At 36.8% G+C, this 16240-nt stretch carries 18 protein-coding genes and 2 rRNA genes (1 of these 20 only partly in view); 1 reads left to right on the top strand and 19 read right to left on the bottom strand.

Features of this window, described 5'->3' with window-relative positions:
* Positions 1-21: 21 nt before the first annotated feature.
* The 8 genes from ispE to metG form a co-directional block, all read right to left on the bottom strand.
* Positions 22-891, bottom strand: coding sequence for a 4-(cytidine 5'-diphospho)-2-C-methyl-D-erythritol kinase (ispE, locus tag QUF93_RS02655; RefSeq protein ID WP_133059284.1), 870 nt, complete (start codon positions 889-891; stop codon positions 22-24).
* A 196-nt stretch (positions 892-1087) separates the two neighbouring features.
* The gene (gene sspF, locus QUF93_RS02650) at positions 1088-1267 is read right to left on the bottom strand and encodes an acid-soluble spore protein SspF (RefSeq protein ID WP_002094215.1); all 180 of its coding nucleotides are present in this window, start codon (positions 1265-1267) and stop codon (positions 1088-1090) included.
* Positions 1268-1358: 91 nt separating this feature from the next.
* Positions 1359-1622 (bottom strand): biofilm formation stimulator Veg, encoded by a 264-nt coding sequence (gene veg / locus QUF93_RS02645; protein WP_002107294.1) that lies wholly within the window; start codon positions 1620-1622, stop codon positions 1359-1361.
* A gap of 237 nt (positions 1623-1859) precedes the next feature.
* Positions 1860-2723 carry a sporulation peptidase YabG gene (gene yabG / locus QUF93_RS02640; protein WP_289357794.1) on the bottom strand — a complete coding sequence of 288 codons (864 nt, stop codon included), beginning with the start codon at positions 2721-2723 and terminating at the stop codon, positions 1860-1862.
* Positions 2724-2833: 110 nt separating this feature from the next.
* Positions 2834-3712, bottom strand: a complete 879-nt coding sequence (rsmA, locus tag QUF93_RS02635; RefSeq protein ID WP_002124525.1) for a 16S rRNA (adenine(1518)-N(6)/adenine(1519)-N(6))-dimethyltransferase RsmA — start codon at positions 3710-3712, stop codon at positions 2834-2836.
* Positions 3709-4266, bottom strand: a complete 558-nt coding sequence (gene rnmV, locus QUF93_RS02630) for a ribonuclease M5 (protein ID WP_289357793.1) — start codon at positions 4264-4266, stop codon at positions 3709-3711. The genes rsmA and rnmV overlap by 4 nt, the downstream gene beginning before the upstream one ends.
* Positions 4267-4526: 260 nt before the next feature.
* Positions 4527-5294: a TatD family hydrolase gene (locus tag QUF93_RS02625; protein WP_002124521.1), complete on the bottom strand. Its 768-nt coding sequence runs from the start codon at positions 5292-5294 to the stop codon at positions 4527-4529.
* A 166-nt stretch (positions 5295-5460) separates the two neighbouring features.
* Positions 5461-7470, bottom strand: a complete 2010-nt coding sequence (metG, locus tag QUF93_RS02620) for a methionine--tRNA ligase (RefSeq protein ID WP_289357791.1) — start codon at positions 7468-7470, stop codon at positions 5461-5463.
* A gap of 492 nt (positions 7471-7962) precedes the next feature.
* On the opposite strand from metG, the gene abrB reads away from it, so the two are divergent.
* Positions 7963-8247 carry a transition state genes transcriptional regulator AbrB gene (gene abrB, locus QUF93_RS02615; protein ID WP_000843037.1) on the top strand — a complete coding sequence of 95 codons (285 nt, stop codon included), beginning with the start codon at positions 7963-7965 and terminating at the stop codon, positions 8245-8247.
* A 20-nt stretch (positions 8248-8267) separates the two neighbouring features.
* Here abrB and rsmI read toward each other — a convergent pair whose 3' ends face one another.
* From rsmI to QUF93_RS02560, 11 genes are all read right to left on the bottom strand, one after another.
* Positions 8268-9143: a 16S rRNA (cytidine(1402)-2'-O)-methyltransferase gene (rsmI, locus tag QUF93_RS02610; RefSeq protein ID WP_002124515.1), complete on the bottom strand. Its 876-nt coding sequence runs from the start codon at positions 9141-9143 to the stop codon at positions 8268-8270.
* On the bottom strand, positions 9112-9402 hold the full coding sequence (locus QUF93_RS02605; protein ID WP_002124512.1) for a GIY-YIG nuclease family protein: 291 nt from the start codon (positions 9400-9402) through the stop codon (positions 9112-9114). The genes rsmI and QUF93_RS02605 overlap by 32 nt, the downstream gene beginning before the upstream one ends.
* The gene (locus QUF93_RS02600; protein ID WP_002124511.1) at positions 9389-10129 is read right to left on the bottom strand and encodes a tRNA1(Val) (adenine(37)-N6)-methyltransferase; all 741 of its coding nucleotides are present in this window, start codon (positions 10127-10129) and stop codon (positions 9389-9391) included. Before QUF93_RS02600 ends, QUF93_RS02605 begins: the two co-directional genes overlap by 14 nt.
* Before the next feature lie 120 nt (positions 10130-10249).
* A complete protein-coding gene (gene yabA / locus QUF93_RS02595) occupies positions 10250-10600 on the bottom strand; it encodes a DNA replication initiation control protein YabA (protein WP_002009639.1) in 351 nt (116 codons plus the stop codon).
* A 14-nt stretch (positions 10601-10614) separates the two neighbouring features.
* Positions 10615-11442 carry a PSP1 domain-containing protein gene (locus tag QUF93_RS02590; RefSeq protein ID WP_002124509.1) on the bottom strand — a complete coding sequence of 276 codons (828 nt, stop codon included), beginning with the start codon at positions 11440-11442 and terminating at the stop codon, positions 10615-10617.
* A gap of 5 nt (positions 11443-11447) precedes the next feature.
* A complete protein-coding gene (gene holB, locus QUF93_RS02585; RefSeq protein WP_289375197.1) occupies positions 11448-12431 on the bottom strand; it encodes a DNA polymerase III subunit delta' in 984 nt (327 codons plus the stop codon).
* A 35-nt stretch (positions 12432-12466) separates the two neighbouring features.
* Positions 12467-13093 carry a dTMP kinase gene (gene tmk / locus QUF93_RS02580; protein WP_289357787.1) on the bottom strand — a complete coding sequence of 209 codons (627 nt, stop codon included), beginning with the start codon at positions 13091-13093 and terminating at the stop codon, positions 12467-12469.
* Between the two features lies 1 nt (position 13094).
* Entirely contained in the window at positions 13095-14516 is a 1422-nt protein-coding gene (locus QUF93_RS02575) for an aminotransferase class I/II-fold pyridoxal phosphate-dependent enzyme (RefSeq protein WP_289375195.1), read from the bottom strand.
* A gap of 79 nt (positions 14517-14595) precedes the next feature.
* Positions 14596-14775 carry a sigma factor G inhibitor Gin gene (locus QUF93_RS02570; RefSeq protein ID WP_088057259.1) on the bottom strand — a complete coding sequence of 60 codons (180 nt, stop codon included), beginning with the start codon at positions 14773-14775 and terminating at the stop codon, positions 14596-14598.
* A 200-nt stretch (positions 14776-14975) separates the two neighbouring features.
* A 5S ribosomal RNA gene (rrf, locus tag QUF93_RS02565) occupies positions 14976-15091 on the bottom strand.
* 50 nt (positions 15092-15141) lie between these two features.
* Positions 15142-16240 (bottom strand): 23S ribosomal RNA (locus QUF93_RS02560) (it continues 1823 nt past the right edge of the window).

Raw genomic sequence — 16240 nt, 5'->3', positions numbered from 1 at the left:
ATCATAACGTATTATACGTCTTTATTCAAGCGTTTCTCGCTCTCCTAATAAACGTACCGCATAGACTTGTTCACAAAATCCTTTTAATCCGTTATAAATGCGATGCATTCGTGAATCATGGTGTACAAGTCCAAATACAGTTGGACCACTTCCACTCATCAATACAGCATCCGCTCCGAATCGCTTCATCTGTGATTTAATACGGGCAACTTCAGGATGCATTCCAAATGTTACATCTTCTAAAACGTTACCAACAGTATTACAAATTCCTTCATAATCCCCGTTATTAATGACTTCAACCATTTTATCTACATTTGGATGTGTAACACGATTTAATTTTAAATTCCCGTACACATCAGCAGTAGATACACCGATGTGAGGCTTTGCTAAAATAACCCAACAAGAAGGTGGAGTCTTTATATGTTCAATTTTTTCTCCTCTTCCAGTGGCAATTGCAGTTCCGCCATATACACAGAACGATACATCTGACCCAATTTCTGCGCCGAGCTCTGCTAACTCGTCAATTGTCAGCCCTAAATTCCATAGTTTATTAAGGCCACGTAATGTCGCTGCTGCATCACTACTTCCACCTGCTAATCCAGCTGCTACTGGAATCGTTTTTTCAATCGTAATAGATACACCTTTTTTCACATTAAACTTCTCTTTTAATAATTTCGCCGCTTGATAAGCTAAATTACGTTGGTCGTCTGGGACATACCGATTATGGGACAAAATTTCAATACGGTCTTCTGCTAATTCCATTAACTCTAAACGATCCGCTAAGTCAATTGTTGTCATAATCATTTTCACTTCATGAAATCCGTCTTGTCTTTTTCCCAGTACATCTAACGACAGATTAATCTTTGCTGGTGCTTTCACTAGTAGCTTCAATCTATTCACCCACTCTATGTACTCAATCTTTTATCGTTTATTTTACCATAAATTTATAGTAAGACGATGAAACTTCCCTAATTATAACGAAAAGCATTCAGAATGAAACTACTTATGTCAAATGATGGCACCTTTTAGCGTGCAAAAAGCCGAGGAATCTCTCCTCGGCTACCGTAGCATAGAAAGTATCTTACAACTACTGGTTTCGTTTCATTAATTGCTGTTCTGCAATTTCTATAGCACGTTTCACCATATTACCAGCATCTTTCGCACGAATTCCGCCCCATCCTTCTTTCTGAACAACATCATAAAAGCCAAGCTCTTTTGCAAGCTCTTCTTTAAATTGATTTGACATGACTCCTCTTCGTCTACTCAATGCAGAGTCCCTCCTTATTTTGCTACGGTATAATTAGTATGCAAAATAATATGGTTTTTCATTTATGGAAATATATGTAACAAATAACACATTAATTATAAAATGCTTCATTATGAGGTTCATCGTAAAATGTTAACTCTACTGTCTCTGTTAAAACATCTGCATAACTATAAGATACACGTTGCAATGCATCTTCTTGCTGGTCTAACTGTACAACAAACACCGAACGATACGTTTCTGCAAGTACACCCGATTGCTCCACAGTTTTTCTTCTTCCACTATTCGCCTTTAACACAAGTCGCTGTCCAAGATGGTGATCTAATTCGCTTTTAATTTCATCTAAACGTTTTGACATATACCTTGCTACACCTCGCTGTAATTTAGATTGAACACTTAAAACACGATACATCTATCCCAATTATTAACCGCAATTTACAGACAATATCATTATAAAAGCATCATGCGTTCGAATAGATAGAAAAAATACTATATTGTACAAGTATCATTGTATAGTCTGCACGTTCTTGTCGCTTTTTATCCAGATTCATTTAAATCATTTCCACATAAAAAGCAAGATACGTATGTACCTTGCTCATTCATCGTAATGTTGAAAGGGTAATCCTGTTCGTAAAATCCCTCTTGTTTCAATTCCGCCTAGTCCCTTTTCACCAGTAATTGTATTACGCACAACGTCCCATACGTTGACTCTTTCCATAAATGAAGTGAAACTAACTTTACCAACTACATATACCGGATCTAGAGCATGAATATTAATTCTAGACGGTGAACTAGCGAAATTAGCACCTGCGCGAATCAATGCCTCAAAGTGTGATTGACAGGCTCCAGCAAAAATAACGAGTTGATCTAATGATGGATACTTTTTTCGCACTTCTCGAACAGCCTGTACAAAATGTCTAGAATGTCTATATGCTGCTAAATCTCCCATAACTCCTTTTGACTTTGTATATGCATCATGTCCTGTAATAACTAAAATGTCTGGGCGAAAATGATCTATTAAGTCTACTACCTTTTCATGCATCTCTGTTTCCTTACAATGAACACCTTGAACAGGAACGCCTATTTTATTATATAAATCTAAGCACTTGCGCAAATATAAAGGATCTCCATCTATATGCAATACACGCCCTGGCATTTGAAAATAATTCACTTCACTTGTATATCCACCAGTTGAAGTATGTTCATGTCTTTGTTTCATCAACACGTAATCTTGCTGAAACAACCGGTAAGTACGCTCCATCGTTTCTTTTTCACGCTTCACTCTTTTTTTATGTTCTCGTTGATCTATACTAATTAAATCTGCAAGTGGCGCATCTGCCACAAGTCTAATTTCCTCTCCAAATAATATTGCTATCTCGCCTTTTATTTCTATAATACGAAAAAGAATATCCCTATTATGAGAATATCGTTCCACTAACTCTCCAACATGTAAAGCCATTCTCCTACCTCCAAACTCGTTAGGCCATCTTACCTGTTTTTAAAGTATGAATTTAGGAAAGGAAAGGTGACAAAAGGGACAGCTCAAGTTGAACTGTCCCTTTCATATTCTTATGACAATTTATGAAGAATTAATGCATTACTTAATGTTGCAAACTCTTCGATAGATAGCGTTTCGCCTCTTCGCTTCGGATCAATTCCTACTTCTGTTAAAATTCGATCCAACAACTCTTTATCTTTCGGGAAACCATTTAAATTATTTGATAAATTATTCATTAAAGTTTTACGACGCTGTGCGAAACTTGCTCGTACTACTTCAAAGAAGAAAGTTTCATCTGTCACTTCTACAACTGGTTTAGGACGCTTTAGAAGACGGATAATCGCAGAATCAACATTTGGTTGTGGCACAAACACTGTACGCGGTACAGTCATAACTGTTTCTACCTCTGTATAATACTGAATGGCAATTGATAAAGAACCATACTCTTTTGTTCCAGGTTTAGCAGCTAAACGATCCCCAACTTCTTTTTGCATCATAACAACAAATCCACGAACCGGTAATTTTTCTTCAAGCAATTTAAATAAAATTGGCGTTGTAATATAGTATGGTAAGTTAGCTACTACCATTACATCTTGCCCTTCTTCGAATTGCTCACTAAACACTTCATGTACATCTGCTTTTAGTACATCTTTATTTATAACTGTAACGTTGCTATATGGAGCTAACGTCTCGTCTAAAATCGGTAATAATCTCTGATCAATTTCAAAAGCCACTACTTTTTTCGCACGCTTCGCCAATTGCTCTGTTAACGCACCGATACCTGGTCCAATTTCAATTGCGCCACTTTCTGAACCGATTTCTGCGTAATCAACGATACGATTTAATACATTTGTATCAATTAAAAAATTTTGTCCTAAACTTTTTTTGAATGAAAATCCATACTTTTCAACAATGTCTTTTGTACGATTTGGTGTTGCGATATCCTTCATTTTTTTTCCTCCTGTATTACTTGTTTATAAGCTTCTGCAAATGATTCCTTTGAGACTTGAAACATTTGTAAACGTTTATGTAACTGTTTTGCGTTTGTATAACCAATCTTTAATAGCTTACCCACTCTTTCTCTGCGACTCTTTGCCATTTCTCCGCCCACTAAGCCCGCATCGACTAGATCACTCCAACTAATTTCACTTGTGTAAGCTTCCATTTCTTCATGTATACTCTCTAAAGCACGGCGAATCGACTCATTAGAAGCATGTTCGATTCCAACACCTTTTTTCCTTTTAGCAAGTGCTTCTTCCTTCGGTAAAAAAGCATGCTTACATCCAGGAACTTTGTCAGAAATAATTTTTCGAATACGCTCTCCAGGATAATCCGGATCTGTGAAAATAATAACGCCTCGTTTTTGCTGCGCTAATTTAACTTGCTCAATAACATGATCACCGATTGCTGAACCGTTCGTTTCGATTGTATCCGCATCAACAGCACGTTTAATCGCAACTGTATCATCTTTACCTTCTACAACGATAATCTCTTTAATTTTCATGCTTGCCTCCACACTCGTTTCATCTCTACTTAGTAAAACAAAAAAATGACGACTTTTCCATTATTATTTTCCCAATCTTACATTTTAAAAAGTAGAAGAGAAAAATCTTTGTTCACTATCCTTATTGTAACACTTCTATCTCCATCTTAATTTATCCGCAATATTTCTACACTTATGTTATGAGTAAATAGTGGGTTCTTATCATTTCTACTATCTCTCTTCTCAAAAAACAAAAAAAGAATGGGACTTCCCATTCTTTTTTATTCAACACCAAATAAGGCTTTTGCATTCTTTGTTGTTATTTGTGCTACTTCGTCATAAGAAATTCCTTTTAAATTCGCAATTTCTTCTGCTACCAGTTTTACATAACTAGGTTCATTTCGTTTCCCTCGAAATGGATGTGGTGTTAAATATGGACAATCTGTCTCTATTAATAATTTTTCTAACGGAATCTCCATAGCAACTTCTTTCGGTTTCTTGGCATTTTTAAATGTTACTGGCCCGCCTAATGAAATTAAAAAGTTCATATCGACACATCGCTGCGCTACTTCTACACTACCGCTAAAGCAATGCATAATGCCTCCTACTTCAGCTGCATTCTCTTCCTCTAGGATATCAACAATATCTTGAGTTGCATCGCGGTTATGTATAATAATCGGTAATTTCACCTTTTTCGCTAATGCAATTTGTTTACGGAATACTTCCTTCTGTATTTCTTTTGGAGACTTATCCCAGTGATAATCTAATCCCATTTCTCCAATTGCAACTACTTTAGGATGAGCAGCTAATTCCTCTAACCAAGCTAAATGTTCTTCTTTCATGTCGATTGCATCAACGGGATGCCATCCAACTGCAGCGTAAATAAAATCATAAGCCTCTGCTAATTCAATTGCTTTCTTTATCGTTACTTCATCAAATCCAACAACAACTGTATATGTAACTCCCACTTCTTTCATTCTTGCGATAACTTCTTGTAAATCTTCTTCAAATTGCTCTGCATTTAAATGTGAATGTGTATCAAACAACATAATAAATAACTCCTTTTATATTGAAATCAATGCTCTCATAGAAAAACTACTCTCTTTCTAACTTAACGATAACAATACTACAATTTTAATGCAAAAAAAGGGAATTTAAAAAGAAAAAAGACGCTTCACCAATGTTACACGTGAAACATCTCTTTTCTTGTCTCAATTACTTGATTTTTGTACCATTTGGTAAATTTTGGTCAATCGATGCTAATGACAATACGCCATTTTCTTCACCTGCTAAAATCATACCTTGTGATAATTCACCACGTAATTTTACAGGTTTTAAATTCGTTACACAAATAACCTTTTTACCTTTTAATTCTTCTGGGGAATAGAATTTAGCAATCCCAGAAACCACTTGACGCTTCTCTGTACCTAAATCAAGCTGAATTTTTAACAACTTATCTGCTTTTTTCACAGGTTCAGCGGATATTACTTCAGCTACTCGTAATTCTACTTTAAAGAAATCATCAATTGTAATTTCTTCTGCCTTTGGTTCTTCTGCTTTTTTCTCTTCTACTTTAGGAGCAGAACCTTGCATTTGTTCTTTAATATACTCCACTTCTACTTCCATTTCCAAACGAGGGAAAATTGGGTTTCCTTTTTCTACTTTTGTTCCAGCTGGAATACATCCAATTGTAGATAGGCTTTCCCAAGATTTATGCGCCTCTTCAGTAAGTCCAAGTTGAGCAAACATCTTACTTGGTGCTACCGTTAGGAATGGCATAAGCATAATACCTGTTTGACGAAGTACCTCAGCTAAGTGGGCCATTACAGACGCAAGTTTTTCACGATCATTCTCATCCTTAGCTAATACCCATGGCTGCGTTTCATCAATATATTTGTTCGTACGGCTAACTAATTGCCAAATGGAACTTAACGCTACAGAGAATTCCATATTCTCCATTGCCTCTTCTACTTTTTTCAATGTATCTTGGGCAAATGTCACTAGCGTTTCATCGAACTCAGTTACATTTGCTTTAAATTCAGGGATTTCCCCGTTAAAGTATTTATCAATCATAGCTACTGTACGATTTAATAAGTTCCCTAAATCATTCGCTAAATCAAAGTTGATTCGTTCAACAAATCCTTCTGGTGTGAATACTCCATCAGATCCAAATGGAACTTCGCGAAGTAAGTAGTAACGTAATGCATCTAATCCGTAACGATCAATTAGTGTAACTGGATCTACTACGTTTCCTTTTGACTTACTCATTTTTCCATCCTTCATTAAAATCCAGCCATGAGCAAAGACTTTCTTCGGAAGTGGTAAATCTAAAGCCATTAAAATAATTGGCCAATAAATTGTATGGAAACGAACGATTTCTTTCCCAACTAAATGGACATCTGCTGGCCAGAATTTTTTATACTTCTCGTCATTTTCTGTTCCATATCCTAATGCAGTAATGTAATTAGACAACGCATCTACCCATACGTAAATAACGTGTTTTGGGTTACCTGGAACACGAACTCCCCAGTCAAATGAAGTACGAGAAACAGCTAAATCTTCTAACCCTGGTTTAATGAAGTTATTAATCATTTCATTTTTACGGGACTCCGGCTGAATGAAATGAGGGTTATCTTCATAGAACTTTAATAGTCGGTCTACATATTTACCCATTCTAAAGAAATAAGATTCTTCGCGAACAAGTTCTACAGCGTGACCACTATCTGGGCTTTTTCCACCGACTACTTTGTCACCTTCCATAATTGGATCTACTAATTGATGCGCTGTATAGAATGTTTCATCTTGTACAGAATACCAACCTTCATATTCATCAAGATAAATATCGCCTTGATCTACTAGCTGCTTGAAGATTTTCTCAACAACATCTTTATGACGATCTTCCGTTGTACGAATAAAATCATCATAGGAGATATCCATCTTCTCCCAAAGTTCTTTAATCCCTGATACAATGTTATCCACATATGCTTGTGGTGTAACATTTAGTTCTTCTGCCTTCTTTTGAATCTTCTGTCCATGCTCATCAGTTCCTGTTAAATAATGAACATTGTATCCTTGCATACGCTTATATCGTGCCATCGCATCTCCTGCTACTGTCGTATAAGCATGTCCAATGTGTAACTTTCCACTTGGATAATAAATTGGGGTAGTAATATAAAAGGACTTATTTTCCTCTTTCATCGTTTTGGACCTCCCGAATAACCTCATATGTATTTATAAACAGTATATCAAAAACTCATATATAAAGTGAAACTTTAATCCGTGGGGAGGGTTCATCCCCCATGGATTATCAGCCCACACCAATCGGGCTTTTACGAGCAGCCCGACTCCCACTTAACTTCTTTGCTCCGGCTAAATTTTGAAGTGGGAGTCTTACTGCTCGCAAATAGCGGGATAAAAACGAGTTAATGCTCGATATCTTTATCATCTATTACTCATATTCAAAAAAAATATACAATTTATTTCCCGAAAAGTATAAATATTATAAAAATAATACGAAACAATTATAGAAATGACTCACACTCTATTATATATAAGAAGTATAAAAATCTATAAATCTTTTTTTAAAATATAGAATTTAAGAATTGACGGAAATGTAAATGATTGGTATCATATGTCCATAGGGTATTTTGTCGAAAAATGACGAATCAAAAAATAGACTCGAAACTTATAAACTATTTATTTAGGAGGAAAAGAATTATGAAATCTACTGGTATCGTTCGTAAAGTTGATGAATTAGGTCGTGTGGTAATTCCAATCGAATTACGCCGTACTTTAGGTATTGCAGAAAAGGACGCTCTTGAAATCTACGTTGATGACGAAAAAATCATCTTAAAAAAATATAAACCAAACATGACTTGCCAAGTAACTGGTGAAGTATCTGATGGTAACCTATCTTTAGCTGAAGGTAAAATTATCTTAAGTAAAGAAGGCGCTGAACAGGTCTTAAACGAACTTCAAGATTATATCGAAACAGCAAAATAAGCTTCTCAATTATGAGAAGCTTATTTTTTATCTACATGATAGATTTGATATACATCACGTTTCGACAATTCTCGATCTTTAGCGACTGTTTTAATCGCTTCTTTTGAATTCATACCTTTTTCATTTATATAATGTTCAATATGATTATATACTGAAATAGCTTCCCACCATTGTTCTTCTGGAGCAGCTTCTTCTGTTGAACCTGCTACTAAAATACAAAACTCACCACGGACTTCATTTTGCTTCGTCCACTCAATTGCTTCCTCAATTGTTCCACGAATAAATTCTTCAAATTTTTTCGTTAGCTCGCGACATAATACAATTTCTCTATTTCCTAATACATCTTGCATAGAGATTAAAGTATCATCTAAGCGATGTGGTGCCTCATAAAACATCATTGTAGTTGGAATATAGCGCAGCTTTTCTAACTCAATCTTACGTTCCTTTTTATTTCTTTGCAGGAAACCATAGAAATAAAAGTGTTTTGTCTCAAGTCCTGATGCAATTAATGCTGTAAGAGCCGCATTTGCCCCAGGGAGCGGAATAACATGATATTGTTCTGCTACAGCCTCTACAACAATATCGTAACCAGGATCTGAAATACATGGCATACCAGCATCACTCACAATGGCTACAGTCTTACCATCTTCTAACTTATCTAAAATTTTTCGTCCACTTACTTCTTTATTATGCTCGTGATAACTCATAACTGGTGTTTCAATTTCAAAATAATTACAAAGCTTCTTCGTTTGCCTTGTATCTTCCGCAGCAATAACATCTGCCTCTTTTAAAATTCGGATTGCACGAAATGTCATATCCTCTAAATTTCCAATTGGAGTCGGTACTAAATATAAAAAACCTTTTTCATTTTGCTGAAAGCTTTTTTGCTGCCACATAGCGTTCTCCTTTTTGCATATATTCTTCTTTTTGTTTCCTTGTTAACTGTTTAAAGTGATATTCAGCTTGCATAGCGGTTCGCTTATCCTCGTGATCCTCTACATATTTTAAAACAACTGGAAGCCTAGCACGTGTATATCTAGCACCTTTTCCACTATTATGGGTCTGAATCCGTTTTTCTATATGATTTGTATATCCAGCATAATAACTTCCATCAGAACACTCCACCACATAAAAACAATGCTTATTCTTCTCCATATAAAATTGAACGAAGCTCCTTTGTATATTCGTTGTTTTCTTCATATACAAAAAGGGGTGGTAAGATTTTTAAATCTGCATTCCCATCCTTAATTCCTTCAATTAACAATGTATTCGCCTCTTTACCAGCCTTAGGGTAAACGAATCGCACACGTTTCGGTTCGATTTTGTATTTACGCATTAATGTGACGATGTCGAGCAAACGACCTGGACGATGTACAAATGCTACTTTCCCGCCCTGTTTCACTAACTGGCTACTTGCATATACAACATCCTCTAATGTGCACATAATTTCATGACGAGCTATCGCTAAATGTTCATTGATATTCTTCTCAGAAGTTTTTGGTGTTTGAAAATAAGGAGGATTACATGTTACAACATCATATTGATGACGTCCAAGTTTCTCCGGCATATCTTTCAAATCTCCATGGATTAAATGAATTCTTTCTTCTAAATTATTGTATTGAACGCTTCTTATTCCCATATCATATAAGCGCTCTTGAATTTCTACACCTGTAATTTTCCCTTTTGTCCTTGTACTTAATAAAAGAGGGATAACTGCGTTACCTGTACACAAATCAAGTAAATTCCCTTTTTGAATTGGCACCCAAGCAAAGTCTGCAAGTAAAACAGCATCCAAAGAAAAATTAAATACTGATGGACTTTGTACAATCTTCATATCTTGTGCTAATAAGTAATCTAAACGCTCATCTTCATATAAATTCATATATTGCTCCCTTTCTTACACTTAACCTACCCTATCTCATCCTCTATTAATGTAAAAATAAATTTCATTCTACTCTCATGTATAAAAAATTACCTTTCCAATTATATTGGAAAGGTAATCTCACTTTTTATTTAAAAATGACAGACAGAATAAACAATCTCCCTCTTTACGTACACTTCCATAATGTAGATTGCAAATATGAAAACCTTCTTGATATAGTCTCGCTAGGTTATCGTAGCCTTCACCAATATCTGTCTTCGCCTTCATTTCTTTGCGTTTTTGAGTTTTTTGTTTTTCCTTGTTCTGCACTTCTTCAAAACGATGTCGCAAATTTTCATTTTCCATTTTTATATGTTGGTTTTCTTCCAATAATTCTGCAAGATGTTGTTTTAATTCTCCCAACTGTTTGTATAAATGCCCAATTTGCTCTTCCATACTAGAAACCGATGCAAAAATATCCTTTTTCTCCACAAGCACCCACCTCATTAATCTGTGGTTTGACTCGAAACGACCCCTTTATTAATTAATTCATCTAACGTATATTCTACTATCCGTTCCTTGTCTACTAGTTCCACTTGAATTAATCTTTCTAAAATATTTAATCCGATAACACGGCCAGTACCGTGCGGTGTTTGTATACGTTGATCTAAATCAGGAAGTTGTTCCTTTGCTGCCTCATATTCATCATTCTCATATTTTAAGCAACACATTAAGCGACCACATAAACCAGAGATTTTTGCAGGATTTAATGATAAATTTTGATCCTTTGCCATTTTAATGGATACAGGTTCAAAATCTCCTAAAAAAGTAGAACAACAAAGCATACGACCACATGGACCAATACCACCAAGCATTTTTGCTTCGTCACGAACGCCGATCTGTCTCAGCTCAATTCTTGTCCTAAAAATTGCCGCTAAGTCTTTCACTAGTTCTCGGAAATCAATCCGACCATCCGCTGTAAAGTAAAAAATAATCTTATTGCGATCGAACGTATACTCTACATCTACAAGCTTCATATCAAGGTTATGTTCTCCTACCTTTTGTTGACAAACTTGATATGCTTCTTTCGCAGCATGCTTGTTCTCTTCAACAATGGTACGATCATTTTCATTTGCAATACGAATAACCTTTTTAAGCGGTAATACAACGTCGTTTTCATCAACTTGCTTTTTGGTAATAACTACTTTTCCGTATTCAATACCTCTTACAGTTTCTACAATTACAAACTCATTTTCTGAGATATCGAACTGATTTGGATCAAAGTAATATACCTTTCCGGCCTTCTTAAAGCGAACACCTACTACATCATACAAAACGGTCATCCCTCCTGCAACCGCAACACTAACTGTTCGAACACAAGCTGCGCATTTACATTAGCGTTGATTCTATTTTTTGCCTCTAATATATTAAAGAGAGCTGATACAATGCGCTTCTGAGCATAGGAGAAGGATTCAAACATCTCTTTATGCTCATGAAAAACAAGACGATCTTCTTCTCCAAGTTGAACATATAATAAATCCTTATAAATAAGGAGTAACATATCTAAACCTTGCTGTAATTGTTCTTTCTCTCTAAAGTGTTTCCCCCATTTTTCTTGTACAAAAAAAATAGAGGCTTTATCTTTTTCGAGCGCTTCACATAATTTTATCACTAAAGCTCTCGCTTGTGCAAACCATTCATCATTACACATTAATAAAGCTTCTTCAAAACTATTTGTAAGCTGCGCAGCAAGTGTAGATAAAGCAACTGTAATACCTTCTTCCTCTAATCTCTTAATTAAAGATTCTGTCGGTAACGGCCTAAACGTAACAACTTGACAACGAGATAAGATTGTATTTAAAATCTGATGACTTTGTTCAGTAAGTAAAATAGCTGTTGTATCACTACTTGGTTCTTCTAAAAACTTTAAGAGCGTATTCGCTGCATTTGCTGTCATACGATCTGCATGCTCAATAATATATACTTTTTTATTTGCCTCTAATCCTGTTTTTGAAAACTCTTCTTGTAAATCATGAATTTGCTGTTTTTTAATAGATAATCCATCTGGTTTTACAATATGTAAGTTTGGGTAGTTACCTGAATCAATTCGGCGACAATTCGTACATACATGACAAGGCTCTACACCATTTCTCCCTGAACAGAGAAAACTTTTTGCCATTTGAATTGCTGTGGCGAACTTCCCGGTCCCCTTCCCCCCCTCTAACAAGTAAGCGTGGGATATACGCTCTTTTGCAATGCTATTCATCAACATTTTGACACCGATGGGCTGTATAGCAGAAAGCTGCTCCCACGTATTTATCATACTGCATACCTCACTTATTTCATTCTTTCCTTCTATTATAACAATTTATCTTCTATAATCTGAACAACTTCTTCTATAAGTTTTTTCATTGGTTGATCAGCATTTACTAATACAATGCGATTAGAGAAGCGCTCTACAACTTGTAAATACCCTTCACGCACACGTTTATGGAAAGAGATATCTTCCATATCTAGTCGATTTACTTCACGTCCTGCATCTTTTTCAATTCGTGCTAAACCTACCTCTGGCTCAATATCTAAATAGATTGTTAAACTAGGCATACAATCTTCTGTTGCGAAACGATTAATTTCAAATACTTTATCCATACCTAAGCCTCTTGCATATCCTTGATACGCTAAAGAGCTATCTATAAAACGATCACATAGTACAAGATAGTTTTCCTCAAGTGCCGGCATAACTTTTTCCACCAAATGTTGTCTACGTGCAGCAGCATAAAGAAGCGCCTCTGTACGTGCTTCCATCATCGTATATTCTTGTTTATGTAAAATTGTTCTAATATCCTCAGAAATTGCAATACCACCCGGTTCCCTGGTCGCCATTACCTTTTGTTCCTTTTTCTCAAAATATGGTAATAAACTTTTAATTAATGTTGTTTTACCTGAACCTTCTGGTCCTTCAATTGTTACAAATAATCCCTTCATTCTAAAACCTACTTTCTATATCATACACGTTCATATATTTCGTACTACCTTGAAAACGAGCCCCCGTTTTCTCTAAATGAGCAATTTGCTTTGTATGTTCCTGAGTAATTCTCTCTCCATACATGATCAATGGAATTCCAGGTGGATACGGAATCACCATTTCTGCAGCTATCATACCAACTGCTTCTTCTATAGATACTAACTTCGTTTCGTATCTCTCTAATTGTTTATACGTATACGGTAAAGGGGAAATTTCCCCTTTATAAGTATAACGAATTGATGCTGTCTTGTCTTTTACCTTATATTGCTGCAAAGCTACTCGAATTATCTCTATAGCTTTCATATACTCCTCATTTACTTGTAACGGTAATATAAATAGGACGTTATATGGATCTGCCATTTCCGTATATATACCGACCTTTTCAAATACAGACTGTAATTCATACCCTGACAACTGACAGCGAGTTTGCACCGTAACCTTTAATTCATCTTGCGATGGATATTGCAAAATGGCTATTTGTGGGATAGATCGCAATCCTTCTTTAAATCGGCGCAAAAACTCAACGATTTCATCATGACCCTCTTCCTTTATAACCGCTATTGCAAAGCGTGCTATATCAAGAGAAGCCATAATTGGATACGATGGGCTACTAGATTGTAGCATACTTAAATAGGAGGAAACTTTTTCTTCGTTCACCAAGCGGCTATTTATATGTAAATAGGATCCCATTGTCATCGCAGGTAATGTTTTATGTGCGGAATGAACCACAATATCCGCACCATAAACTAATGCTGACTTCGGGAAGGGATCCCCTATACAAAAATGTGCCCCATGTGCTTCATCTACTAGAACAGGAATTTCATGTGCATGTGCGTAAGCGATACTTGCTTCTAAATCAATTCCCATACCATAGTAATTAGGATGTGTTAAAATAAGTGCTTTTGCATTTGGATACTTTGTAATTGCCTCCTTAATAACTTCATCATGAACACCTACTGGTACGTTATGTACTTCATCAATCCATGGATTTAAAAAGACAGGATTAGCCCCTGCTAATTTCAAACCATTAATGATTGATTTATGACAATTTCTTTGTACGAGGACAATATCATGTTCGCCGCAGCAAGACAAAATCATTGCTAAATTTCCAACTGTTGAACCATTAATTAAAAAATAACTTTTGTGCACGCCATATACTTCAGCTAATAAGTGCTGTGCTTCATCTATACATTCAAACGGACTATGTAAATCATCCAATCCTGTTAACTCTGTTACATCAATCGATAATATGTCCTTAAACCCCCCTGTAGCTTTCTGAGGGAAGTTTAAACCATTCTTATGACCTGGAACATGAAAAGATAGTAGTCGCCTTTCTTTAAATTCCATTAACGCCTCATATAAAGGTATACGATTTTGATTCATATATATATCTTCCTTATTATTTATTCTGTATCTATTATACAGATATTAGGGCAAAAAAAATAATAGGCATAATGCCTATTTAAAAATATGATACTTCTAATTTTCGCAGTTGTTTTAAATAATGTATATACTTCGGATCATTTGTCTCAGTATTCACCAGATTTCTTTCGCACTCGTAACATATTAAATTATTATATACATATATTCCTTCTCTTCTTTTTGTTTCACAAACGATGCAAATTTCACTTGGTAATTTCATAATCTTTCCTCCCCTTCTTAAATAAACATATTATATACCTCTATTCCTTAACAATTTTCCGGAAAATATACATCAATTTCTTATATAATATGATTTAATCTTGGGCAACGTGTTTGTATTACTTATGTATTCCCTTTACTTCTTTCGTGTACTGTTTAAAAAACAAAAAAACACGAGTCGAATGACTCGTGTTTTAGCTTGCTTGGCGACGTCCTACTCTCACAGGGACAAGGTCCCAACTACCATCGGCGCTAGAGAGCTTAACTTCCGTGTTCGGTATGGGAACGGGTGTGACCTCTCTGCCATCATCACCAAACTATTGAAGGCATATTCCTTCAAAACTAGATAACATTTGCTTCATATTATATGGTTAAGTCCTCGATCTATTAGTATTCGTCAGCTCCACATGTCACCATGCTTCCACCTCGAACCTATCAACCTGATCATCTTTCAGGGATCTTACTAGCTTACGCTATGGGAAATCTCATCTTGAGGGGGGCTTCATGCTTAGATGCTTTCAGCACTTATCCCTTCCGCACATAGCTACCCAGCTATGCCCTTGGCAGAACAACTGGTACACCAGCGGTGCGTCCATCCCGGTCCTCTCGTACTAAGGACAGCTCCTCTCAAATTTCCTACGCCCACGACGGATAGGGACCGAACTGTCTCACGACGTTCTGAACCCAGCTCGCGTACCGCTTTAATGGGCGAACAGCCCAACCCTTGGGACCGACTACAGCCCCAGGATGCGATGAGCCGACATCGAGGTGCCAAACCTCCCCGTCGATGTGGACTCTTGGGGGAGATAAGCCTGTTATCCCCGGGGTAGCTTTTATCCGTTGAGCGATGGCCCTTCCATGCGGAACCACCGGATCACTAAGCCCGACTTTCGTCCCTGCTCGACTTGTAGGTCTCGCAGTCAAGCTCCCTTATGCCTTTGCACTCTACGAATGATTTCCAACCATTCTGAGGGAACCTTTGGGCGCCTCCGTTACACTTTAGGAGGCGACCGCCCCAGTCAAACTGCCCACCTGACACTGTCTCCCGGGTCGATAAGACCCGTAGGTTAGAATTTCAATACAGTCAGGGCGGTATCCCACCAGCGCCTCCACCGAAGCTAGCGCTCCGGTTTCAATGGCTCCCGCCTATCCTGTACAAACTGTACCAAAATTCAATATCAGGCTACAGTAAAGCTCCACGGGGTCTTTCCGTCCTGTCGCGGGTAACCTGCATCTTCACAGGTACTATAATTTCACCGAGTCTCTGGTTGAGACAGTGCCCAAATCGTTACACCTTTCGTGCGGGTCGGAACTTACCCGACAAGGAATTTCGCTACCTTAGGACCGTTATAGTTACGGCCGCCGTTTACTGGGGCTTCAGTTCAGAGCTTCGCTTACGCTAACCCCTCTCCTTAACCTTCCAGCACCGGGCAGGTGTCAGCCCCTATACTTCGCCTTACGGCTTC

This window comes from Bacillus hominis, assembly GCF_030348325.1.
GTDB lineage: Bacteria > Bacillota > Bacilli > Bacillales > Bacillaceae_G > Bacillus_A > Bacillus_A hominis.
Note: the sequence above shows the minus strand (reverse complement) of the source record. Positions and strands in the feature narration are given on the sequence as shown.